Below are 24,219 nucleotides of genomic sequence, written 5' to 3' on the forward strand. Positions count from 1 at the left end.
CTCTGCACGGCTCATCCCACTGCTTTCACCCGATTCCGCTTGGGCAGGATGCCGCACGGGCCCCGGTACCTAGAGGGTTGCAGCTGCCAGTAGCTGACGGGTGTAGGGCTGATTTGGGTGATCGAGGATGGTCCTCACAGGCCCCTCCTCCACCACCTTCCCCTGGCTGAGCACCATGACCCTGTCCGCGATGTGCTGGACCACACCCAAATCATGGGAGATGATGATCATGGACATGCCACTTGACGAATCGCTTTGCTGTCTTGACTGGGCCATGATGGATTGAAGGGTATGAAGAATCCCCACGCGTGCTGAGACGTCGATGGCGCTCATAGGCTCATCGGCCAAGAGTATCCGAGGCTTGACGACCAGGGCCCGGGCTATGGCCGCCCGCTGGGCCTGGCCGCCTGATAGATCGGAGGGATAAGCCGTCATGATCCTGTCCGGATCAAGTTGAACCTCTGACAACGCCTCGGCCACCTGATCAGCGAGGTCTCGCTCCTTCTGATATCGATACCATACGCGCCCACTCTCCCTGCGCTTGACAGCCAAAAGAGGCTCGGCGACCGACCGGCCGATGGTCCACCGAGGGTCCAAGGAGGCAAAAGGGTTCTGGAAGACCAGAGCAGAGTCCCGGGCAAGCGCCTTGGCGGCCGGGGAACCATGCAGAACTGGCCTGTCCTGATATGTCACCTGTCCGGCATCAGGCCTCAACTGACCCAAAAGCAGACGGGAAAGTGTGGTTTTCCCAGAACCTGACTCCCCTATAATCGCCAAGCACTCCCCCGGTTGGAGGGAGACATCGATTCCGTCAACCGCAGCCTTTCGAGCCATGCCGCTGCCGTTGGAGGCATAGACCTTGATCAGGCCCTTCCCGGTCAGGATCGGATCGGCATGCGCATCGTCAGTCGTCCTCATGCTTGCCTCCATCTGCGCTCAGCGTCAACTCCTTGGCCGCTGTCACCAAAGTCCTGCCCTGTGGACTGGATGGATTGCGCAGAATGCTCTGCGTTTGTCCGCTTTCCACCACTCGGCCCGCGTCAAGGATGTAACAGTAATCAGCAACCCGGGCCAGGACGGAGAAATCATGGGTGATGAACAGCAGGGAGGCCCCACTCTGATCAACCAGCGAGACCAGCAGGTCCACAATCTGCCGCTGGGTGATGGCATCCAGGGCCGTGGTCGGCTCGTCCGCAAGGATCAGTCTGGGCTTGGTGACCAGGGCTGTGGCTATGGCCGCCCGCTGCTGTTGACCCCCGGACAGCTCATGTGGATAGGAGCCGGCCAGTTCCGCATCCAACCCGACCTGGGACAATATCTCCATGACTCGTCTGCGCCTTTCCTGGGCGCTCAGACGGTAGTGGCGACGGAGAGGCAGCTCGACCTGACTGTAAATTTTCTTGACCGGGTTCAGGGCCGTAGAAGGATTCTGAAAGATCATGCCCATCCGGGAACCGCGAAGGTCCGCCAGGGACCGGTCATCCGAACCGAGAATCTGAAACCCGTCCACCAGAATGGATCCCGACAGGGAGGCCGTCAGCGGTGCGGTGCCCAGAACGCTGCGGGCTATCATCGACTTTCCGGAGCCAGAGGAGCCGATCAGGCCGACCCTTTGGCCGTCTGCCACCTTGAGGTCCACCTGGTCAAGAATGGTGCGTCCATTGATGGACAGGCTCAGGCCGTCAATACTCAGGGACATCATCGACCTCCCTCGCCTGCATGGATTGCATTCTCGACATGACGACCGGAGTCATCTAATTGTGCAGACATCTCCTGGCGCTCCGCAGACGGGAGAGCGGATCGTCCAGCGGCAGCCACGGCTGCTCTGAGAGTGGGGTTGGTAACCGGATCGATGGCATCACGCAGGGCATCACCGAACAGGTTCAGCGCCACCACAACCATGGTGACCACCAAGCCGGGCCAGAGCACGGTCAACGGAAAGACGTTGATGAACTTGACCGAGGTAGTCAGCGAATGACCCCAGGAGGGCAGGCCAGAGGGAACGCCCACCCCCAGGTAGGTCAACCCTGCCTCAGCCAGAACGGAGGTACCCGCCGACATGGAAAGCTGCACGCACAGGACAGGAACGACATTGGGCACCAGGTGGGTGCAGAATATTCTGAAGGACCCGACCCCGCTGTGCCGGGCGGATTGCACGTAGTCCGACTCTTCCGCCAGGAGCGCCTGGGGCCGTACGATCCGGGCCAGGTTGAGTCCGTAGCCGAACCCGCAGGCTACGACGACCACGGCAATGCTGGGACCCAGGGGGACGGCCAGGATCAGGGCCAGCAGAACTGTGGGCAGGGAAATCAGAGCGTCGACCAGGACTACGACCGTCTGCGATACTCCTGAACGGCGCGAGACCATAGCCATGACCAGAAGGAGTCCCAATACACCTGACAGGACGACCGCCAGAAGACTGATGGCCAGGTTGGTGGCTGACCCCGCCATCAGCCAGGAGAGAATGTCTGCCCCGGTCCCGTCCGTACCCAGAAGGTGGACGCGGCTGGGTGCCTGCCAGATCCGGTACCCGTCAGTGGTCCAAATAGGGACCGGGGTCCAGAACCTGGAAACCAGAGAGACCAGAATCCAAATGGCCAGAACGATCAGGGAGTATCGCCCCGAGGCCTTGCGCCACATGCTGGCCAGTACCACCCGCATCCGCACGAAGAATCCTAGTTGCCCGGGGAATGCAACCCGCGATCCCAAGCACGGTCTGCCTGCATGCTCCCAACTCATCAGTCAGCCACCTCCTGCCTGACTGCACCTCGAAAACGCGGATCGATCAGTCTATGGATAACGTCGACCAGCAGTCCCAGAAAGAGGAAGAAGGCCGCCAGAAGAAGCAGCTCGGACTGAACAGCCGGAAGATCCCGGTTGCCCACATCGGTGATCAGCATGGAGCCCAGTCCCGGTAGGGCGAACAGGTTCTCGCTGACCATGACCCCGGTGATCATCTCGGCCATGGTCAGCCCGACCACCGAGACCAACTGGGGGGAGGACAGCCGCAGACCGATGCACAGGGCGGCCTGGGTTCGGGTCATCCCGCAGGCCATACCCATGTCCACATACCCCGATGAAAGCATGTCGCCCAACAACGAGCGGGTGTATCGCATGATTCCGGCGCCTACGATGATACCGGTGGATAGAGCAGGCAGAATCAAGGACGCCAGGGCCTGCCCCGGCCGAGCCCAGCCGAGAGCAGGGAAGCCCTGGGATGGCAGCAGGCCAACCAGACCACTCCCCTTGGCAAAGAGCATGATCAGCAGCAGTCCTGACCAGAGGGCCGGTACGGATCCGCCCACGATGGCAGCCATGTGGCTGAAGGACTGCATCCATGGCGAGCGCGCCAGAGCCGCCGCACAGCCCAGGGGAATGCCCAGCAGCAGAGCCACACACAGGCCCAAAAGAATCAGCGGGAAGGTGATCTGGGCCCGGATGCCCACCTGGGAGGCGATGGAACGGTTGGTCAGAATGGACCTGCCCAGGTCCCCTTTCAGAAAGTCGCTGATCCAATCCAGATACTGCCTTGGGTAGGAGCGGTCCAGACCCATCTGCCGACGGAGCCGGTCGACACGCTCGGGCGGGGCATCCAGTCCGGCCATGACGGCGGCCACATCCCCGGGCAGAATGCGCAGGGCCAGGAAGATCAGCAGGGAGATGCCCATCAACGCCAAAACGAAGAGCACCAGACGCCGCATCAGGAATCTGACCATGGTCATCCCCGCCTATAAGTCACGTCGGACAGGGGCATGAGGGACTGGTTCAGATCGACCGGGAAGCCCTCCAACCCTGTCCGCCAGGCCGTGGTCACCCGGTAGTTGAAGAGCCAGTCCGCCGCCGCATCGCTGCTGACAATACGGGCGGCCTGGGCCAGGAGCCTGTTGGAATCATCGGCGGAGGTCGTGACCATGGCCTTCTGGTAGAGCTCTTGGACCTGACGATTGTCATAGTTGTAGTAGTAGCCAGGATTGGCCCACTGATGGAAATCGTGGCTCTCGCCATGATCCACCAGAGACAGGTCATAGTCCTTGTTGGCATGTACGTCCTGCAGCCATACCGAAAACTCCACCACCCTCACATCGAGGTCAATGCCCACCTGGCGCAGCTGCGAGCGCAGCTGATCACCCAACTCGCTGCCGTAGGTGTTGGCGTAGGTCAACCGCAGCCTGAGACGGTGGTCGGGACCATACCCAGCCTGGGCCAGGAGCCTCCGTGCTTGCTCCGGATCGTGGGGGTAAAGACCGGTCAAATCCTGATAGCCGGGATCCAGAGAGGGTATGGGTCCGCCCAAGGCCCTGTCCGATCCGCCTCGGGAGGCAATCAGCTGCCGATGGTCAATGGCATGGCGGATGGCCTGACGTACCCGCGGGTCGGATGTAGCGGCACCCTTGCCATTCATGGCTAGGACGTACTTGTCGGTGTCGTCGCCCGCCTTGACCTGGAAGTCGGGGCTGTTGCGGAATGGGCTGGCCAGGTTCTCGGTGACCGGAGCCAGCACCTGCACATCCCCGCTGCGCAGGGCGTTGACGGCGGCGTTGTCGTCATTGAGGTAGCGGATGACGATGGTTGGCGTCTTAGGCTTGTCGCTGCCCCAATAGTGAGGATCGGCCTTGAGTGTGACCGAATCGTTTGGTCGGAAGCTTTCCAGCAGGTATGGGCCGGATCCCACGGCCTGGGTCTTCATGTCATAATCGGCCCGCCGGTCAAAGACCAGACCAGCCCGGCCGCTCAGCTGCCAGAGCAGATCCTGGTATGGTCTGGACAGCGCCAGGCGCACCGTCAGCGGATCTGTGGCCTGAACGCCCTGGAAGCCCTCCAGCATCTCGCTGCCCTGATAATGGCCTGCCATGAGCCCACGAATGGAGTCGACCACGTCCTGCGCCTGAAGAGCATGGCCGTTGGAGAAACGGATGCCCTCATGCAGGTGGAAGGTGTAGACCAGGCCGTCCTCGGAGACATTCCAGCTCCTGGCCAGCCCCGGACGCACCCGATTCCGGGAATCCCGCGACACCAGGCCCTGATAGACGTTGCCGATCAGGAGCTGATCCAGCGCCGTGCCTGACTGGTTGCGGATGTCCAGATTGGTGGGAGCCAGCTTGAGCCCCACCGTGACTGTATCGGCCACGGTCCCGCCTCCAGCCTGTCCGGAGGCTCCACGATGCCCGGTCCACAGGGAGAAAGCCAAGGCCAGGGCCAACAGGAGACTGAGCAGCTTCCAGGGCAAGGTGTTGCCGCCCGACCTCATGGGCCTGATCCTGGCATTGAGTTCGGGGTCAGTGCTGGGACCTGGCTCCTGAGCCATATCCGTATCTGTTGCGGTCACGCTGCCGTGGGCATGCGTGCCGTGTCGATCTGCATTCATTGACGAATCCTTATGCTGCGGTTGACCGCCATTCTGGTCGATCACCGCCCACCAGCATACTCCCCGAAGCCATCACCCCGGCTTATGCGCTTAGGATGGATTTGAAAAGCGTCACGCGCCCGGACGACGGCAGGGAGGAAGAGACATGCTGCTGGCCATCGACATCGGCAACACCAACATCGAGGTCGGATTCATGGAGGGCGACCAGGTCGCCGCCTCCTACAGGCTGACCACAAGAATCGACCACACGGCCGACGAGTTCGGGCTTCTGCTGGGGCAGCTCATGGCCTTGGCCGGCTACAAGACTGCGGATGTTCAGGATGTCATCATCTCCTCGGTGGCTCCTGCGGTCATGCATGCCGTCAGGTCCTGCCTGATCCGTTTCTTCTCCATCGACCCCATGGTGGTGGGCCCCGGCGTGAAGACAGGCATGAACATCCGTCTGGACGATCCACGCTCCCTGGGCGCCGACTGTCTGGCTGACTGCGTGGGCGCCTTCCACCGCTACGGAGGGCCGGTTCTGGTCATTGACTTCGGCACGGCCACCACCTTCAACTATGTGGACGACAAGAGCGCCATTCGCTCAGGCCTGATCGTGCCTGGCATCCGCTCAGGGGCCCAGGCCCTTGCCGGTCAGACCGCCCAGCTGCCCCAGGTGGAGATCACCCGTCCACAGACCATCATGGCCACGGGCACCAGGACCGCCATGCAGGCCGGACTCTACTACAACTTCCTCGGCGGTCTGGAGCGGATCATCCGCCAGTACCGCAGCGAGATAGGCCGAGACTTCCACGTGGTGGCCACGGGCGGCATGGGTCGTACCTTCTCACAGGACACTGACCTGATCGAGGTCTACGATCCCGAGCTGATATTCGCCGGCATGTACAGGATTCACCAGCTCAATGCCGATGGCCGACCACACGCTGCACCAAAGCGCCATTGACCTGCAGACTGGCCTGCTGGCCATCCCCGTCGATGCTGACCAGCGAACCCACCAGGACCTGGCCCTCCAGCTGAACCTGCACCGGATGCCTGGTCCGGTTGAACAGAAAGACGAAGCGCGTTCGATCATCCTTGCAGACCCGCTCAACTCTCAATAGATCGGGGTCGCCCTGGGCCGACCTCATATCAGAGACATCCAAGGCATCCAACAGGGCAGGAAGGGCCTTGGCCAGATCCTGGGCATCCAGACGGCATCCCAGGTAGACGGCCTTGCCATGACCCCAGTCATGGACGGTCATGGCCGGCATGCCATCCATACCCGTCCAGGGATCCGCCCGGTAGCTTGCCAGGACCTTGGTGCCCTTGTCCAGGCTGCCGATGACATCGGCCCAGTCGTGTGCGGTAACCCCGTTGGTCAGGTCCAGATGGTCCAACAGACCGGGCGTGCCGGGAGCCATGGGTGCGAACTCCTCCACCGACAGCCCCAACAGGTCCCGAAGCGGCCCTGGATACCCGCCGATCCAGACGCGATCCTGCTCGTCGGCGATACCGCTGCCCCAGGTGACGATCAGCCGTCCTCCACTATGTACATACTTGTGCAGCCGCTTGGACAGATCGGCATCGATCAGGTAGAGGGCCGGCAGGACCACCAGCGGATACTCCTCCCAGGAGGCCCTGACCGGCAGGACATCAGGCCGGATGGCGTTGTCCAGAAAGGCACGGTACCAGACCGGCGGCTCCTGGCCATGCTCGACCCGGTTGCTGGGCGAGGATGCGTGGGAGCTGGCCCACTGGCTTGCGTAGTCGAAGACCAGAGCCACCGGGGCCTTGGCCAGCATGCTGCCGGCCAAGCCAGCCTGCGATAGACCCTGCAGATCCCCTCCCAGCTGGCAGACGTCACGGAAGACAGCCGTGTCCTCACCAGCATGAGGCAGCATGGCCGAGTGGAACTTTTCCGCGCCAGCCCGGGACTGCCTCCACTGGAAGTAGCAGATGGCATCAGCACCGAACGCCAGATGAGCCAGGGAATCACGCTCCAGCTGTCCAGGCTCCTTGCGGGGGTTGACCGGCCGCCAGTTGACCGCCGATGTGGACTGCTCCATAAGCCACCAGGGACGCCGACGGGCGATGGCATCCACCAGGCTGGAGGAATAGGCCAGCTCCTCCAGATGATCCCTGCCCGGCATCGCATAGTGGTCATTGGCCACAAAGTCCACCTGGTCGCCCCAGTCGTCGTAGTCCAGGGTGAATCCACCGGCGCTGACCATGAAGTTGGTGGTCAAAGGTATATCCGGGGTGATCTCAGCTAGGGTGTCACGCTCGGCCATATAGAAATCCTTGAGGGCATCGGAGCTGAACCGCTCAAAGTCCAGCATGCGTCCCGGATTCTGGAAATTCCCTTTGCCGATGAAACGCGGTGGCAGAATCTGCGAGAAATCACTCAGCTTCTGTGACCAGAAATCCGTGCCCCAGGCCTGGTTGACGGCGTCGATGTCCTTGTAGCGGCGGCGGCACCACCGCTGGAAGGCCCTCATGGCATCGTCGGAATAGTCAAAGCGATTGTGGCAACCATACTCATTGCCAACATGCCAGGCCACCAGATAGGGATTGTCCCGGTAGTGCTCGGCCATGGCCCGGCAGAGCTTCAAAGCGTAGGATCGGAAGATCGGCGAGGTGGGCCGCCAGTGCTGCCGGGCACCGGGCCAAACCGTGTCGCCACGCTCGTCCCTGAGCAGGACTTCGGGATGGGCCTGGGTCAGCCAGAGCGGCGGCGAGGCCGTGGCCGAGGCCAGGTTGACCCCGATGCCCGCCCGACCGAGCTTGTCGATGATCCGGTCCAACCAATCGAAGTCGAAAACACCCTCGCTGGGCTCAATGCGCGACCAAGAAAAGACCGCCAGGGCCACCACGTTGACCCCTGCCTTGGTCATCAGCCTGATGTCCTCATCCAAAACATCCTCGGGCCACTGGTCGGGGTTGTAGTCACAGCCGTACCAGAGGGACTGCTGACCCTTGAGATGCTTGGGCCATCGATAGGCCCGCCGTGTCGGTTTGCTCATGGGTAGAACCTCCTGGTCCGTCTCAATTTTCGGACGGGAATGCCTGCCGCGTCCACGTCGTCCCACGGCTCCGGAATCCCCAGACCATTATGTCCCACCAGGCTGACTGTTCAGGCCTCTCCCTGAGGTTCCAAGGGAACGGAGGAGGTGAAGATGCGCTCAACCCCGGTGAACGGGTCGGTGAACTCCAGGCGACGGGCTACCAATTGCAGTGGTCGGGAGAAGTCGTCATAGGCCCGGGTCTGGATCCGGGGATAGAGATCGTCACCCACTATGGGCAGGCCCAAAGCGTTCATGTGCACGCGAAGCTGATGGGTCTTGCCTGTCTGCGGGCAGAGCGTGTAGGTGGCAAGACATCCCCGGCCCGCCGTCAACTCGACCCTGGTAATGGCATTGACAGGTCCGCGTTCCTCCCAGGCCTGGAGAATCCCTCGGCGTTTGATCACCCTGGAGCGGCGCTCTAGCGGGAAGACCCTGGGCGGATCCAGGTGTTGCACTGTACCGGTCCGCGGATGAAGTATGGGCCGTACCGGCGCCAGGCACTGGTAGACCTTGCGCACGCGATGCTCCTGGAAGAGCATCTGATAGGCCCGTCTGGCAGCCGGATCGCGCACCAGGACCAGTACACCTGCGGTGGCTCTGTCCAGCCTGTGGGCAGGTACGATGTCGGGCTCCCCGTACTGCTGGCGCATTCGAATCAGCACGGTACCCTCGTACCACATCCCCCTAGGCATGGTAGCTAGGAAGTGGGGCTTGTCGACCACAATGATGCGGCGATCCTCGTAGATGACTCTGGGCTCAAAAGGGATTTGCGGCTCCTCCAGAACGATTCGATGCCTACGCTCCTCGGACCCGACGATCATGGACAACCTCTATTCCACAGTGACCGACTTGGCCAGGTTGCGGGGCTTGTCCACATCCAGGCCCTTGAGCCGGGCCATGTCCAGAGCGAATAGCTGCAGGGGAACCACATCCACCAGAGGGCTGAGCAGGGTCGGGCATGGCGGCCGCCAAAAGACCACATCAGCATAGCGGTCGGCATCCGGATCGCCCTCCTCGGCTACGACGATGGTGAAGGCACCGCGTGCCTTGACCTCCTCGATGGCCGAGATGACCTTGTCGTGCAGCACATTGCGGCCCCGGGCGCTGGGGACGATGACCACCACAGGCTCCCCCGGCTCCACCAGGGCGATGGGCCCGTGCTTGAGCTCGCCGGCGGCGAACCCCTCGGTAAAGATGTAGGCGATCTCTTTGAGCTTGAGCGCCCCCTCCAGGGCTACCGGATAACCCACATGCCGCCCCAGAAAGAGGAAGGAACGGGCCTTGGACATGCGCTGGGCCGTCTGATTGATGACATCGGCCTGACTGTCCAGCACTTTCTGGATTTTGGCAGGCATGGCCTTGAGATTGTCGATGGTCTGGTGGATCTCGTCCCGATACATGGTTCCCTTGACCTGGGCCAGGTAGAGCCCAAGCAGGTAGGCCGCCACAATCTGAGCCAGGAAAGCCTTGGTGGAAGCCACAGCCACCTCAGGACCGGCGTGCGTGTAAAGCACAGCATCGGACTCCCTGGGGATGGTGGACCCCTGTGTGTTGCAGATGGCCAGAACCCGGGAGCCCTGCTCGCGTGCATGCCGAAGCGCCATCAGCGTGTCCATGGTCTCCCCGGACTGGGAAATGGCCACGACCAAGGTGCGCGGGGTCAGAATGGGATCACGGTAGCGGAACTCATGTGCCAGCTCGACCTCCACCGGAATACGGACCCAGTGCTCGATGGCATACTTGGCCACCAGCCCTGCGTAGGAGGCCGTTCCACAGGCTACAACTATGATCTTGTCGATCTGGCGGAAGACATCTTCGTCGATGTGGACCTCGTCCAGGTCCAGGTCGCCCGACTCGTCGTACCGGCCCAGCAGGGTGTTGGAAACCGCCGCCGGATCCTCGTGGATCTCCTTGTCCATGAAGGAGTCCCACCCGCCCTTTTCGGCGGCCGATGCATCCCAGTCGATGGTATAGCGGCGGGGGTGCTCCACCGGATGCCCTTGGAAGTCGGTGACCAAGACCTGGTCCGCGTTGATGCAGACAGCCTGGTCCTGCCCCAACTCCATAGCCTGACGGGTATAGGCCACGAAGGCCGCTACATCGGAGCCCAGGTAGTTCTCTCCGTCCCCAAGGCCGACCACCAGCGGTGAATCGTGTCGGACGCCCACCACCAGATCGGGCTGCCGTGAATCCACAGCCAGGATGGTAAAAGCCCCTTTGAGCATGCGGGCCAGCCGCCTGATGGCCTCGAAGATGTCGGGCTGGCCAGTGGCATCGATAATCTCCTGGGCGATCTTGCCTAGAAGCTTGGCGGCCACCTCGGTGTCCGTGGAGGACACGAAAGTATAACCTTCGGTCTCCAAGTCCAGCCGCAGCCTGGAGGCGTTCTCGATGATCCCGTTGTGGATCAGCGCGACCTTGCCGTCACGGCTGATGTGGGGATGGGCGTTGACGTCAGTGGGTTCGCCATTGGTGGCCCAACGGGTGTGACCGATGCCCACAGTGGCCTCGGGCATGGGCTTGGCCTTCAGATCTGCAACCAGATTGCCCAGGCGCCCGGCCTTCTTGCGGACGGCCACCCGCGCCATCCCAGGGGCAGCCAGGGCCACTCCGGCCGAGTCATAACCACGGTACTCCAAGCGTTCCAGACCCTTGAGGCAGACCTCCAAGGGCCTGCCACACGCCGTCCGTACTGATCCCGCATAACCGACGATTCCGCACATGGGCCCCAGTCTAGCCATGGGAGCTCGGCCGCCGACCATCCAGAAGGCTTCTTGCCGGAATTTCTACAACCTGAACAGTGCCTGCTTCTAGAGCACGGTATGCAGGAACTCAGTGAACCGCTCGGTGCGAGGATGGTCGATGATGTCAGGGCCTCCCTGTTCCACCACGACACCCTGGTCCATGAAGACGATCTGCTCGGCCACCTCGCGGGCGAAGCCCATCTCATGGGTGACCACCACCATGGTCATACCCTGTTGAGCAACCTGCCGCATGACCCCTAGAACCTCCCCCACCAGCTCTGGATCCAGGGCTGAGGTGGGCTCGTCAAAGAGCATGATGTCAGGGTGCATGGCCAAGGCTCGTGCGATGGCCACACGCTGCTGCTGGCCGCCGGAGAGCTGAGCGGGATAATAGTCCATCCTGTCCTCGAGCCCTACACGTTCCAGCTGGGCCTGAGCCTCCTTGCGGGCATCGGCCTTGGGAACCCTACCCACATGGACCGGCGCCTCCATGACGTTCTCCAAGGCAGTCATGTGGGGGAAGAGGTTGAAACGCTGGAAGACCATGCCGATCTTGGAGCGTTGCCTGGCAATAGCCTTATCATCCAGGGTCTGCAGCACGGGACCCTTGCCGGTGTCGACCTTCCGGTAACCGGTCAGTTCGCCGTCCACGTAGATTTCGCCGGCTGTACGGGTCTCCAACTGGTTGATCAGCCGCAACAAGGTTGACTTGCCTGAGCCGGAAGGTCCTAGAACAGCCGTTACCGTGCCGGGCATGACCTCCAGGTCGATCCCCCGAAGCACATGCTGATCGCCGAATACCTTGTGCACATTCCTGATGACGATGGCCGGATCCTTGCCGCCCTTGCCATCGTGCTCGGTCTGCCTGTCCTCGTCCATGATTCTCCTCCTGCACTCAGGCGTTCAGCCCGGCCATCATGACCTTGTTGACCTTATCAGTCTCCTGACGGGTCTGCGGGTCATCGCCATCCTTGCCGTCCTTGGCCCCTGACCCAGCCAGGGGGCGCGAGTCGAAGCCCTTGCCGAAGTGCTTCTCCAGCTGGGCCTGGATGACCATCAGAACGGAGGTGATGACCAGGTACCAGATACAGGCCACAATCAGCAGCGGGATGGTCTTGTAGATACGGTTGGCGATGGCGTTGGTGGCGAACTGAAGCTCCAGGGTGAAGGGCACCGCGAGGGCCAGGGATGTGGTCTTCAGCATGCCGATGGTCTCATTGCCGGTAGGCGGCACAATGATGCGCATGGCCTGAGGCAGGACGATTCGCCGCATGATCATGGACGGGGGCATGCCCAGAGCCTTGGCGGCCTCCTCCTGGCCGGGATCCACAGCCTCGATGCCGGCACGGACGATTTCGGAAAGATAGGCGGCCTCGTTCAGTCCCAAGCCCAGAACCGTAGCCACGGTGGCGTTCAGCACGGTCTTGGTGTCGATGCTCCAGAATTCAGGCCCGAAGGGGATGCCGATGGCCAGCTTAGGAATCAACACGGAAAGCAGGCCCCAGAAGACCAGCTGGGTGTACACAGGAGTGCCACGGAAGAACCAGATGAAGAACCAGCTGACCCAGCGCAGCACCGGATTCGATGACTTGCGCATGACCGCCAGGAGTATGGCCAAGATTGTAGCCAGGACCATGGCGTAGACGGTCAGCAGAAGGGTCCACTTTATGCCGTCAAGGACGTGCTCGTTGAAAAGATACTTCCAGACCGTGGGCCAATCAAAATTGGGATTGGTCACCATGCCGTGGATCAGCATGGCCACGAAAATGGCTACGATGACCGCAGCCACGATAGGCCCTGGCTTGCGCACCGGCCTGGCATGTATTCTCCCGGGGATCTGAATCTGGTCCGTCCCCTTCTTGGTATGCATCTCCTGCTTCCTTCCGCACCGCTGAACCTATTCAGGCCTAGCCTAGCCGAACCACCTGGCCTTGCCTTAATCAGAGACCGCAGGGTTGATCTCAGCCTTTTCGACCGCGCCGCTCTGAACGCCCCAGTTCTTGAGGATCTTGGTGTAGACGCCGTCGTCGATCAGCTTCTGAAGAGCCGCCTGGGTGGCCTCGGCCATGCCGCTGCCCTTCTTCAGTGCGGCGCCTTGAAGGACGATGTCGGTATCCTTGCCCAGCTTCTCCAGCTGTCCATCGGTCTGCTTGATGGCATACCCGGTCACCTGGGAATCGGCGTAGAAAACGTCGATCTTGCCGTTGACCACTGCCGTGGCGGCATCAGTCTGCTGCTTGTAAGACTGAACATCCACCGGCTTCTTGCCCTTGGCCTTGCACTCGGCCGAGATCTTGTCGGCAGCCTGCTGCTCTTCGATGGTCCCAGTCTGTACTCCGACCTTGACACCGCAGATGTCGTCGGGATTGATCTTTGAGGGGTTGCCCTTCTTGACGGCAAAGGCCGTACCCGCCTTGAAAGTGGTGACGAAGTCAACCGACTGCATCCGCTCCTTGGTGATGGTGAAGCTGGAGATGCCAGCATCATACTTGCTGCCGATGGCTGGGATGATGGTATCGAAGGAGGCGCTGACCATCTCCCCCTTGAGCCCCATGACCTTGGCAATGGCGTTCGATAGGTCCACGTCATAGCCAATGGGGGTCTTTCCGTCCTCATTCATGAACTCGCCAGGCGCATATGAGGTCTCCATGCCCACGGTCAGCTTACCGTCCTTGGAAACCGACTCAGGCACCTTGGCCGCAATGGCAGGATCCTTCTTGATGCCGCTGACGTCAAAAGCCGCTGGATGTGAGCTTGTGGTGGCCTTGCCCGATGCACTACTGGTGTCCGCCTCGTCGGTGGTTCCGCAGGCCCCGATGGAGGCCAGCAGGGTGACACTCAGAGCCGCCGCCAACACCGCCTTGATCTTGCCCATGTCTTCTCCTCTTCCGGACCGCCCGAAGCGACCCCTCATTGCCCTTGATTGACATGCACTATTATGCACACATTTGTATTTTTATGCATACAGATGACGACTCGCTCCGCATTTGCAAACTAGATACTCTGATGTTTTTGGCTCTGTAACAAGCCAAAAGCGCCATCAAGGGCTGCTTATCGGCATCGGCCCCGGGCGTGTCGGATCTGCATAGAACGGGGAAGCTCTCAGCAGACGACTGTCGGTCGTTATGAGACCGGGGAAATTCAGTAGATTTATCTGAAAATCAAGAAGAGACTAAACCTGAAGCTCAGCCTCGCCGGTTGCGGTAGCGCATGGCCCGTTGAGCCTCGCGGCGGTCCTGCTCCTCCCGCAGAGACTGGCGCTTGTCATACTCGCGCTTGCCTCGTGCTACGGCGATCTCCACCTTGACTCTGCCATCCTTGAAGTACATGCTCAAGGGGACGATCGTGTATCCCTTGGCCTGAATCTGCCGCTCCAGGCGAAAGATCTGCTTGGCGTGGAGGAGCAGCTTGCGTTTGCGCTTGGGGGCGTGGTTGTTCCAGGTGCCATTGAGGTATTCAGGGATATTGGCGTTCTCCAACCAGACCTCGTGCCGCCTGTCAATGCTGACGAAAGACTCGGCCAAGGAGGCACGCCCCTCGCGCAGGGACTTGACCTCAGTCCCGGTCAGCGCGATGCCGGCCTCGTACCGGTCCTCGATCTGGTAGTCATGACGGGCCCTGCGGTTCTGGGCGATCATGGATGTACCGGTTTCCTTAGCCATAATATCCTCCTCTTGATCGCGGCAAGGAGGCTACCTGGCACTCCGGACAGCGATAGTAACGTTCCAAGCGGCGGACCTGGCCCGCAACGGCATCAGTAATGAATGTATTGGTAGTTGCCGGCCCCATAGACCGTCTCATAAGCGGGGAAGGATGCGAAGCCGGTACCTCCTTGGGAGATAAGCACCGATCCATCTGCATTGACCCGCTCAACCACAGCCACGTGACCATAGGTCCAGTCCGCATTCCAGGAACCGACCCGCTGGCCACGGGCGAAGACCATGGCGGCGCCAACATGCGGAGTGTTGTTGACCAGGTAGCCCAGACTACGTGCCGTATTAGCCCAATCAGCCCCGTTTCCCATATAGGATCCCACAGGCAGGGACAGCTGCGAGCGACGGATGTATGCCCAGAGCGTGCACTGGCGAGCAGGATAGGCACTGCCGCCCACCGAGTTGCCGGTGGGATGGCCATAGCAGAACCCCGAGCCCTCAGGGCAATTACCGGGTACCCCATAGTTCATGCCGGAAGCACCTCCACCGCCCCCGTTGCTCGGCTGAGAAGGCCGCGGAGCCGGCGATGGTGCGGAACCGCCTCCGCCGATCTGCTGGGCGCCGCCGGCATGGGGATCAGCACCGCCGCCGGCATTGCCTGTGTTCAAGGAATCGATCATAGACTCGGTGGCCACAATATCAGCGGCCTCACGGGCCGACTGCGTGGTCAGGGCAGCCTTTTGACCCTCCAGCCGCTTGCGTGCTGCGGTTCCTTGGTCGCGCAAGGCCTGCAGGCTGTCCTGCTTGGCCTGTGCCTCGGCTGCAGCCTGCTGGGCTGCCGCCTGCTGCTGGTCGGCCTTGGCCTTCAAGGTGCTGATCTGCTCCTCAATGGCTTCCAGGCGCTGCTTACGGTTCATGGAGGAATTGAGTGTGTTGGCGGCATCATTGGCGGCGTTGGCCTCGGACCGGGTTACGGCCGCATCAGCCTGCATCTTGTCCACAAAGTCCTTGGTGCTGGAAGACTTAGTCACCACGTCCATGACCTGGGAGACCTCAGAGCCGCGGAAGCTCTTTCTTGCCATCTGCGCCACACCAGCCTTGGCGTCGTCATAGTCAATGCCAGTCTGACGGATCTTGGTCTCCAAGTCGGCTCGATCCTTCCGGGCCGCCTGCAGACGATCGTTGGTGGCCTGAACCAGGCTGTCTGCTTGCTCGGCCTGCTGCTGGGCTTCGACCGCCTTCTGCTGCGCCGCCGGAATCTGGTTGGCGGTCAAATCGTTGAGACTCAAAATTTGGTTAGCCAGTTCGTTGCTGACACCCGCCAGCTTGCTCTTCAGGGCCTCATGGTTCTGTACCTTTTGTTGATAGCTGCTCCAATCAGCCTGCGCCGGTGCGGGGGCCACTGTCAATCCCAGTATTCCTCCCCCGAACATCATGGCCAACGACCCCACCAGGCCACAGATGGCTTCCAAATGTTTCGTGCGATTCATGGTCAAGTCCTCACTATCACTCATCCATGCTAGTCATCATTATGGCAGAGCTCGTGCCCATAAGGTCGGTCGGCCCGTCGCTGCGGATCAGGTTCGCAGGTACCTCCGCAGGGAGATGGAAGAGGCCAATGCGGACAACAGCATGGCCCCCAGAATTAGCACCGGAGCCATGAGCAGGACCGTGGACTGGTCCACGTAGGGCATCCACTGGACCGTCTGGGCCAGCCAATCCGTGATGAAAAGTTTGACGATGGCGCTCAAAGCACCGACAGCCAGAAGAGAACCCAGCAAGGATGCCACCACCCCCTCCAGGATGAAAGGCAACCTGATGGTCCAGTTGGATGCTCCCACCAGTCTCATGATCTCCGTCTCGTTTCGACGGGAGGCGGCACTCATCCTGATGGTGGTGCCGGTCAGCAGAATAGCCACAATCACCATGACCACGGCAAGGACCAAGGTGACCGCCGTGGCTCTATTAAGGATTTTGAAGACCGGGTCGAATATCTGACGCTGATCGGAGACCTCCTCCACCCCATCGCGTCCGGACAGCACCTCGGAGACCACCTGGTACTTGGTCGGGTCCTTGAGCTTTAGACGCAGGGAGGCCTGCATATCTGCCGCAGTCATGGTCCTTCCCTCATAAGTGCCTTCAGGGTACTGCTTGAGGAAGGTGTTCTTGAAGAAGTCCTCACGGCTCTGGTAGGTGATCTTGGCTACGGAGTCGCGCAACTCGGTATTGATGGTGTTCTCCAGCTTGACGATCTCGTCGTTGGTGGGTGCCTTGCCGGTCGCGCATGTAGCCGCCTGGCTGGTGCCATCCGGGCAGAGCCAGACCACTACCTCCACCTGGTCGTACCAGTCTCCCTTAGCTTTGCTGATCTGAGCCTGCATGAGGCCTGAGGCGCCTATGAACAGGAAGGAGATGAAGGTGACCAGCATGACCGAGAGAATCATGGACCCGTTGCGACGCAGGTTGTCCCAGGTGCTGGAAAGGATGAACCGCAGTCTCATCGTGCCGCCTTCTTCTCGTCATCTTGCTCATCCCGAGCCGATGCATCATTATCTCGTTGGGACTTCCTTGATTGTTTGGGGGCTTCAGGCGGAGCAGGAGGTGCCGGTGGGGCCCCCATGGACTCGACACCATGATGATTTTCGCTCATTGAGCCCTTTGCATTGGTCCTGCTCTTATTGGAGGTCTGTTTTGAGGATTGCGCGACGTCCTGCTTCATCTGGCCTGCAGTCTGACCGGATTTGCCGGTCGGTTCTGCTGGGCTGGAACCATCGGACCTCGAAGGCTGATCGGGCCTCTTATTCTGTTGCCCAGAAGCAGAAGTCTTGGCAGAGGAGTTCTTCATCGGTTGGCGATCTTTGGCGTTGAAGTTTTTCTGAGACGCTTTTTCGCCACGATCACGATTGCGGTAATCGTCTTGGTTCTTGTCCCGATTCCGACTGTTCGAATCTCCAGTCTGCCGATCCTGGAACCTGCTTTCGGCAGTCGGCTTAGGCCGAGCAGCATCGGAATCAGGGGCAGACTTCCGGGATTTCCGGGAAGCTGTATGTTCAGCCTGGAGGTGTTTCGCAGACTCATCACGATCAGTTCCTGCCTTGTCGTGTCCTCTGTGGCCGGAACCGTCAGTTGATTGACCTGACCGATCCTGGCCGCCATGGGTCGCAGGCCTGCGGAATCGCTCATCCGAGCCAGAGTCGTTCCCTTGATCGGGCTGCCCTGCAGCCGCATCTTCATGCCGATTGGAATCTTCCTGCGCGGATTCAAGACTGCCCAGACCCTTGCCCCAGGTCAGGGTGTCCTCCACCGAGGTGAAGACCTTTCCATAGCGTCCGGTTCTCCCCGAATGCATGGACTTGGCTAGACGTGCGATTCCCTCGTCGCCATACTGGCCCTGGTTGACAGCCTGTGCTGCCGCCTGGACTACCTGCTTGGCCCCCTTGGTTCCATCCGCGATGGGCCCGGTAGCCGAGTTGTTCCCATCCTGCACGACGATCTGCACCGGACGGCGCCCTGCAACTCCAACCTCGCGTGCACGGTCCAGGGCATCGCCGTCATTGGGATCCCCGATGGCGTGATGAGAGCGCGCCGCAACCTCGGCATCTGGGAAAAATCGCGAAGAATCATAGGAACCGTGGGCTTCGTCGCGCATGATCCGACCCGTATGCAACTCCACCACCCGCTTGCGCATGGAGTTGACGATCTCCTCGTTGTGGGTGGCCATGACCACGGTGGTACCGGTCCTGTTGATGGCGTCCAAGACCTCCATGATGCCCAGGGAGGTGGTGGGATCAAGATTGCCAGTGGGCTCATCCGCCAGCAGAATTTCCGGGTTGTTTACGTAGGCCCGGGCCAGAGCCACTCGCTGGGCCTCACCGCCGGAAAGCTCATGGGGGTAGTTGTGCTCCTTGCCAGTCAAACCCACAGTCTTGAGCACCTGCGGCACCAGAGTCTTGATGGTGGACCGACGGGCACCGATGACCTCCAGCGTGAAGGCTACGTTCTGCCATACGGTCTTGTTGTTGAGCAGTTTGTAATCCTGAAAAACGAAACCGATGGAGCGCCGATACCCTGGGATCTCGCGGTTGCGCAGACGTCTTAGGTCGTTGCCGGCCACACGGATCTCGCCCTCGGTAGCCTCCTCCTCACGAAGGAGCAGGCGCAGCAATGTGGTCTTGCCCGATCCGCTGGCGCCTACCAGAAAAACGAAATCCCCACGATTGACATCCAGACTGATGTCATCCAAGGCTGGGCGGGACCCCTTGGGATAGATTTTGGTCACGTCCTTGAGCGAAATCAACGCCATTGACACTCCGTTCCTCGGTATTCACCTACAGAGGCTATCAAGAAGACTGACACTACTCACTCATGAAACACCGACCAAACCACGGCCGGAAGAAGCTCTACTTACTGGCTTCCTCCTCGCGAGCCTGGACCCGCTGCTGGTGCCGCCAACGGATGCCGGCCTCGATAAAGGCATCAATGTCACCGTCGAAAACCCCCTGGGTGTCAGAGGTCTCGTATCCGGTGCGCAGATCCTTGACCATCTGGTAGGGATGCAGCACGTAGGAACGCATCTGGTCCCCCCAGCTGGCCTTGATGTCGCCAGCCAGCTCCTTCTTCTTCTTGGCTTCCTCCTCGTGCCGCAAAACCAGCAGCCGGGACTGCAGAACAGCCATGGCAGCCGCACGGTTCTGAATCTGGCTGCGCTCATCCTGCATGGTGACCACGATGTTGGTCGGCAGGTGAGTGATGCGCACGGCCGAATAGGTGGTGTTGACTCCCTGGCCCCCCGGGCCGGAGGAGCAGTAGGTGTCCACTCGGATGTCCGAGTCGGGGATGTCGATGTGGTCGGTGGGCTCCACCAGGGGGATGACTTCGACAGCAGCGAAAGAAGTCTGCCGCCTACCCTGGTTGTCAAAGGGCGAGATCCGCACCAGACGATGGGTGCCGCCCTCCACCGACAGACGGCCGTAGGCGTAGGGAGCGTCCACCTGGAAGGTGGCCGACTTAATACCGGCCTCCTCCGCGTAGGAGGTGTCCATAACCTTGGTAGAGAAACCATGCCTCTCAGCCCACCGCATGTACATTCGCAGGAGCATCTGCGCCCAGTCGGCTGCATCCACTCCGCCGGCACCCGAACGGATGGTGACCACGGCAGCACGCTCGTCGTACTCACCGTCCAGCAGGGTCTGAATCTCCATGTCAGCCAGATCGGACCTCAAAGAGTCGATCTCCTTACGGGCCTCCACCAGAGTGTCCTGATCATGCTCCTCCTGGCCCAGCTCCTCAAGAGCCTGGACATCGTCCAGCCGGGAGGATGCAGACTCCAGATGCTTGAGCTGGGATTGCAAGGCCGAGAGCCTGCTGGTCACCTTCTGGGCGTTCTCCTGATCGTCCCAGAGTCCAGGCGCACTGGCCTGACGCTCCAGATCAGCAATTCGCGAGCGCAAGCCCTCCGGGTCCAGCGCCTTGGAAATCATCTCGTACTTGGCCTTGGCCTGCTCCAATGATTGAGCAAAATCCATCTCTGCCATACCGTCTCACCGCTTTCCGGACCGGCTCCGCACGAGCCGGCCACCGTCTTCATTCCTATTTGCCTTTGCCTGTGACGGCCGAATTCCCGCCGACCGGACGGGCCCGGTCAAAGGCCGCTGAAGATGGCGGGGATGACGAGACTGGCCAGCAAAGCCACGGCGATGACCAGGCAGACCACCCTGGCCGTATTGCGGCGCCGACGCTCTCGGCGCTCACGCTCATGACTGTAGGCACTCATAGTTGATAATTTTACCTATCGGCTGGGACCTGGCTGGCGACGATCCAGACCCAACTGTCGGACGGATAGTGTCTGTTTGAATGTCGACCGGTTTATTCTGTAAGACAACTTATATCAATTGACTGCACCGCCTGAAGGAGGAACGATGAGTAAAGCACGCACCGCATGGGGTTGGGGCCTGGCCAGCCAGGACGAGCAGGGCCGGACCTTGGACGTCTGGTATCCAAAGGCCGAGATCTCGACGCCGCCGACCCCGGGGAACCGTCCCAATCACGACTTCGGTGACCAAGTCCACAACCAGCCCGACGCACGCGGCATCCGCCGGGTGCCGGTCTTCACCGTGGCCGATCTGGATGGCCCGATAGCGGATGCCGCCGATGCCTATCTGCGGCTCCATCTGCTCAGCATGCGTCTGACCCAGCCCAACAGCATGAACCTTGATGGAATCTTCGAACAGCTGACCACGGTAGTGTGGACCAACTACGGCCCCTTCGCCGTGGAGGACTTCGCCCTGCGCAGGTCAGAGGTCATGGCTGCAGCCAGCCGGTCCATGCCAGGCATCCCGGTGACGCAGGTAACAGTGCTGAGCGTGGACAAGTTCCCCCGCATGGTGGATTACGTGGTTCCCGAGGGGGTACGCATCGGCAACGCCGATCGTATTCGGCTCGGCGCCCATCTTGCTCTGGGAACGACGGTCATGCATGAGGGCTTTGTGAACTTCAACGCCGGAACCTTGGGCCACTCCATGGTCGAAGGCCGGATCTCCCAAGGGGTTGTGGTCGGCGACGGTTCGGACATCGGCGGCGGAGCCTCCATCATGGGCACCCTGTCCGGAGGAGGTCGCCATCGGGTCTCCATCGGTCAGCACTCCTTGCTGGGAGCCAACGCCGGCATCGGCATCTCCCTGGGCGACGACTGCGTGGTTGAGGCCGGGCTCTATGTCACCGCCGGCACCAAAATCGGCCTGGGCGACCAGGTGGTCAAAGGAGCGGAACTGAGCGGACGGGATCATCTGCTCTTCATCCGCGACTCCCGCACCGGCCAGGTCAAAGCCCTGCCCCGCAAGAAGGGCATCGAGCTGAATGAGCGGCTGCACGCCAACTGAGTCCCAGTCGGTCATCGGACTCAGCGCTGCTCCATGGGAAGGTAGTCGCGCGGGCCCTGCCCGGTATAGACCTGCCTGGGACGACCGATTTTCGTGTCTGGATCGTCCAGCATCTCCCTGTACTGGGCGATCCATCCGGGGATGCGACCCAATGCAAAGAGCGTGGTGAACATCTCCGGGTCGAAGCCTATGTCGCGGTAGATGAGTCCAGTGTAAAAGTCCACATTGGGATAGAGGTGGCGCTCGACGAAGTAGTCGTCATGCAGGGCCAGATCCTCCAGCTCCAAGGCCACGTCGAAAAGCTCCGCATCCTCGGCATTTTTATTCTGGTCGGGTTCATCCATGAGCTTGTAGAGCCATTGCTTGGCTATGGCCGCGCGCGGGTCATAGGACTTATAGACCCGGTGGCCCAGACCCGCAATTTTCCGACCCTCCTTCTTGGCCTGGTCCACATAGCCTCGCACACCCAGACCGGAATCCCGTATGCTCTTCAGCTGGCGCAACACGGCCTCGTTGGCGCCGCCGTGCAAGGGACCTGACAGAGTATTGATGCCGGCAGCCACTGCCGAATACAGATTGGCCCGGGCTGATCCAGCAATCCGCACTACTGAAGTGGAGCAGTTCTGTTCATGGTCGGCATGGATGATCAGGAGCTTGTCCAGGGCCTGTACCTTGAGAGGGTCAGCCTGATAGGGCTGGTAGGGCATGGCGAAGCTCATCCGCAGGAAGTCCTCCACATAGCCCCAGGTCCTGTCCGGGTAGAGCAGAGGCTGATCACGGCGACGCCGGTGGATCAAGGAGACGATGGTACGCACCTTGGCCATGATGATGGCGCTAGCCTCATCCAACTGGTCGGGATCGTCTACATCACAGGTGTCCGGATGGAAGCCGGCAAGGGCATTGACCGCAGCAGCCAGCACACTCATGGGATGAGCCTGGCGAGGGAAGGACGAGAGCAGATGACGGAAGTCCTCCCCTACGAGCGTGTGCCCCAGGACATGGCTACGGAACCGCTGGTACTGCTCGGCATCAGGCAGCTCACCGTGGGACAGCAGCCAGGCTACTTCGAGAAAATTGGACTGGGCGCACAGGTCCTCTATGGCATAGCCCCTGTAACGCAGTATGGACCGCTTGCCGTCAATGAAGGTGATTCCCGAAACGCACTGAGCTGTGGTCTGGAAGCCGGGATCCAGAGTGACCCAGCCATCGTTGCGCAGGGAGGAGACCAGAATGCCGTCGGGCCCTTCGGTGGCGCGAACCAGGGGAAGATCTACCTGTTCGGAATCGATGGACAACCGTGCTGTAGACATCACGCACCTCCTGTTAATCAACCAGTGAGGTGCCAGTGGGAGTCGACGGTCGTGCCGGATCAGGCTACCGGCACCTGTACCGGCGTGGAATTGCCGACATGCTAGCAGAAACAACCACGACTTCGATTACCGGCTTGTAACCACAAGCATGAACCCGTTACCTCCAGCCACGAGGCGCAGGTCCAAGCCAGCGCCGTCTTCATTCCCGCACCAGCCTGCGGGCACAAGGCCCGGGAGGAAAGCGCCGGTATCAAAGAAGGTCGGTATCGAAGAGGGATCCAGGAGCATCCACATCGTGGACATTCCTAAATCCCTTTTAGTCCTAATTCGACCTCGAACAACCTCTGACTCAGTCCCTGGTCGTCAGGATGACAGGTCCCTGCTCGGTAATGGCGATGGTGTGCTCGCTGTGGGCGCCGCGCGATCCGTCTGCAGAGCGCAGGGTCCAACCATCCTTGGGATCCTGATAAATCTGATCGGTGGTTGCCAGGAACCAAGGCTCAATGGCGATGACCAGACCTGGGCGCAGTTTGTAGCCGTGATGAGGAGTGCCGTCGTTGGGCACATGGGGATCACCATGCATAATTCGCCCTACCCCGTGTCCGCCGAACTCCAGGTTGACGCTGTATCCGTTTTCATGGGCAACCTCACCGACTGCAGCGGATATGTCACCTAGGCGGTTACCGGGCTGAGCCTGGGCGATGCCCGCCTTCAAGGCCTCTTCGGTGGTTCGAATCAGTCGCAGATCCTCTGGATCGGCATGCTCGCCCACCACGAAGCTGATGGCCGAATCGCCCACCCAGCCGTCCACATTGATGGCCAGATCCAGGGAGAGCAGGTCGCCATCCTTGAGGTTGTAGTCATAGGGCACTCCGTGGAGAACGGCATCGTTGACGGATAGGCAGATGTAGTGCGCAAAGGGGCCGGTGCCGAAGTCAGGCGCGTAGTCCACGTAGCAAGAGGTAGCCCCCTTTCGGGAGTTGATCCTGTCCTTGACGTAGTCGTCCAGCTCCAGCAGGTTGACCCCGGGTTTGCTCATGGCCTTGAGCTCCTTGAGGATGCTGCCGACAAACCTGCCCGCCGGCTTCATCTGTTCGATCTCCTGCTTGGTTTTGAGCTCGATCATCCTCTGCGTCCTTTCATGATTGGTGCCCGCGGGTGCCGCCCCTCAGGATCCTGCCCAAGTACTACCACTCAGTATTATCGGGTCAGTCGGACGAGTCCG

General features: G+C 60.8%; 20 protein-coding genes and 1 pseudogene. 2 read left to right on the plus strand and 19 right to left on the minus strand.

Annotation, left to right across the window (positions count from 1 at the left end; all coding sequences use genetic code 11):
• Positions 1 to 69: 69 nt before the first annotated feature.
• The 5 genes from ACVWNW_RS02015 to ACVWNW_RS02035 form a co-directional block, all read right to left on the minus strand.
• Positions 70 to 918 carry an ABC transporter ATP-binding protein gene (locus tag ACVWNW_RS02015; protein WP_454482740.1) on the minus strand — a complete coding sequence of 283 codons (849 nt, stop codon included), beginning with the start codon at positions 916 to 918 and terminating at the stop codon, positions 70 to 72.
• The gene (locus tag ACVWNW_RS02020; RefSeq protein WP_144177628.1) at positions 905 to 1,699 is read right to left on the minus strand and encodes an ABC transporter ATP-binding protein; all 795 of its coding nucleotides are present in this window, start codon (positions 1,697 to 1,699) and stop codon (positions 905 to 907) included. The genes ACVWNW_RS02015 and ACVWNW_RS02020 overlap by 14 nt, the downstream gene beginning before the upstream one ends.
• Positions 1,699 to 2,661 (minus strand): ABC transporter permease, encoded by a 963-nt coding sequence (locus tag ACVWNW_RS02025; RefSeq protein WP_454482742.1) that lies wholly within the window; start codon positions 2,659 to 2,661, stop codon positions 1,699 to 1,701. Before ACVWNW_RS02025 ends, ACVWNW_RS02020 begins: the two co-directional genes overlap by 1 nt.
• A gap of 77 nt (positions 2,662 to 2,738) precedes the next feature.
• Positions 2,739 to 3,716, minus strand: a complete 978-nt coding sequence (locus ACVWNW_RS02030) for an ABC transporter permease (RefSeq protein ID WP_454482744.1) — start codon at positions 3,714 to 3,716, stop codon at positions 2,739 to 2,741.
• Positions 3,717 to 3,718: 2 nt separating this feature from the next.
• Positions 3,719 to 5,305, minus strand: coding sequence for an ABC transporter substrate-binding protein (locus ACVWNW_RS02035; RefSeq protein WP_454483341.1), 1,587 nt, complete (start codon positions 5,303 to 5,305; stop codon positions 3,719 to 3,721).
• Between the two features lie 205 nt (positions 5,306 to 5,510).
• Here ACVWNW_RS02035 and ACVWNW_RS02040 point away from each other — a divergent pair, with 205 nt between their 5' ends.
• Positions 5,511 to 6,308 (plus strand): type III pantothenate kinase, encoded by a 798-nt coding sequence (locus tag ACVWNW_RS02040; RefSeq protein ID WP_454482746.1) that lies wholly within the window; start codon positions 5,511 to 5,513, stop codon positions 6,306 to 6,308.
• Here the strand turns inward: ACVWNW_RS02040 and ACVWNW_RS02045 are convergent.
• From ACVWNW_RS02045 to ACVWNW_RS02100, 12 genes and pseudogenes are all read right to left on the minus strand, one after another.
• Positions 6,265 to 8,367 (minus strand): beta-galactosidase, encoded by a 2,103-nt coding sequence (locus tag ACVWNW_RS02045; protein WP_454482748.1) that lies wholly within the window; start codon positions 8,365 to 8,367, stop codon positions 6,265 to 6,267. The two genes, ACVWNW_RS02040 and ACVWNW_RS02045, sit on opposite strands and share 44 nt — an antisense overlap.
• 110 nt (positions 8,368 to 8,477) lie before the next feature.
• A complete protein-coding gene (locus ACVWNW_RS02050) occupies positions 8,478 to 9,230 on the minus strand; it encodes a pseudouridine synthase (protein ID WP_454482750.1) in 753 nt (250 codons plus the stop codon).
• 9 nt (positions 9,231 to 9,239) lie between these two features.
• On the minus strand, positions 9,240 to 11,132 hold the full coding sequence (glmS, locus tag ACVWNW_RS02055) for a glutamine--fructose-6-phosphate transaminase (isomerizing) (protein ID WP_454483343.1): 1,893 nt from the start codon (positions 11,130 to 11,132) through the stop codon (positions 9,240 to 9,242).
• Between the two features lie 87 nt (positions 11,133 to 11,219).
• Positions 11,220 to 12,032, minus strand: coding sequence for an amino acid ABC transporter ATP-binding protein (locus tag ACVWNW_RS02060; protein ID WP_454482752.1), 813 nt, complete (start codon positions 12,030 to 12,032; stop codon positions 11,220 to 11,222).
• A gap of 16 nt (positions 12,033 to 12,048) precedes the next feature.
• Complete coding sequence (locus ACVWNW_RS02065) at positions 12,049 to 13,023, minus strand: amino acid ABC transporter permease (protein WP_454482754.1); 975 nt, start codon at positions 13,021 to 13,023, stop codon at positions 12,049 to 12,051.
• Positions 13,024 to 13,089: 66 nt separating this feature from the next.
• Entirely contained in the window at positions 13,090 to 14,028 is a 939-nt protein-coding gene (locus ACVWNW_RS02070) for an ABC transporter substrate-binding protein (RefSeq protein WP_046323203.1), read from the minus strand.
• 310 nt (positions 14,029 to 14,338) lie between these two features.
• The gene (gene smpB, locus ACVWNW_RS02075) at positions 14,339 to 14,815 is read right to left on the minus strand and encodes an SsrA-binding protein SmpB (protein ID WP_046323204.1); all 477 of its coding nucleotides are present in this window, start codon (positions 14,813 to 14,815) and stop codon (positions 14,339 to 14,341) included.
• A 92-nt stretch (positions 14,816 to 14,907) separates the two neighbouring features.
• Positions 14,908 to 16,296, minus strand: coding sequence for a CHAP domain-containing protein (locus ACVWNW_RS02080; RefSeq protein WP_110425660.1), 1,389 nt, complete (start codon positions 16,294 to 16,296; stop codon positions 14,908 to 14,910).
• An 87-nt stretch (positions 16,297 to 16,383) separates the two neighbouring features.
• Complete coding sequence (gene ftsX / locus ACVWNW_RS02085) at positions 16,384 to 17,307, minus strand: permease-like cell division protein FtsX (RefSeq protein ID WP_454482757.1); 924 nt, start codon at positions 17,305 to 17,307, stop codon at positions 16,384 to 16,386.
• 770 nt (positions 17,308 to 18,077) lie between these two features.
• Positions 18,078 to 19,109, minus strand: a pseudogene (gene ftsE / locus ACVWNW_RS02090) (cell division ATP-binding protein FtsE); the annotation flags it as partial.
• A gap of 97 nt (positions 19,110 to 19,206) precedes the next feature.
• Positions 19,207 to 20,340: a peptide chain release factor 2 gene (gene prfB / locus ACVWNW_RS02095; RefSeq protein WP_198191050.1), complete on the minus strand. Its 1,134-nt coding sequence runs from the start codon at positions 20,338 to 20,340 to the stop codon at positions 19,207 to 19,209.
• 107 nt (positions 20,341 to 20,447) lie between these two features.
• On the minus strand, positions 20,448 to 20,579 hold the full coding sequence (locus ACVWNW_RS02100) for a hypothetical protein (protein WP_258326683.1): 132 nt from the start codon (positions 20,577 to 20,579) through the stop codon (positions 20,448 to 20,450).
• Between the two features lie 145 nt (positions 20,580 to 20,724).
• Here ACVWNW_RS02100 and dapD point away from each other — a divergent pair, with 145 nt between their 5' ends.
• Positions 20,725 to 21,684, plus strand: coding sequence for a 2,3,4,5-tetrahydropyridine-2,6-dicarboxylate N-succinyltransferase (gene dapD / locus ACVWNW_RS02105; RefSeq protein ID WP_454482760.1), 960 nt, complete (start codon positions 20,725 to 20,727; stop codon positions 21,682 to 21,684).
• A 20-nt stretch (positions 21,685 to 21,704) separates the two neighbouring features.
• Here the strand turns inward: dapD and ACVWNW_RS02110 are convergent, their stop codons facing one another.
• Together ACVWNW_RS02110 and map are read right to left on the minus strand one after the other, a co-directional pair.
• Entirely contained in the window at positions 21,705 to 22,994 is a 1,290-nt protein-coding gene (locus ACVWNW_RS02110; RefSeq protein WP_454482762.1) for a citrate synthase, read from the minus strand.
• Between the two features lie 349 nt (positions 22,995 to 23,343).
• Entirely contained in the window at positions 23,344 to 24,120 is a 777-nt protein-coding gene (gene map / locus ACVWNW_RS02115; protein WP_029678693.1) for a type I methionyl aminopeptidase, read from the minus strand.
• Between the last annotated feature and the right edge of the window lie 99 nt (positions 24,121 to 24,219).

Source organism: Bifidobacterium sp. JNUCC 75 (genome assembly GCF_054819865.1).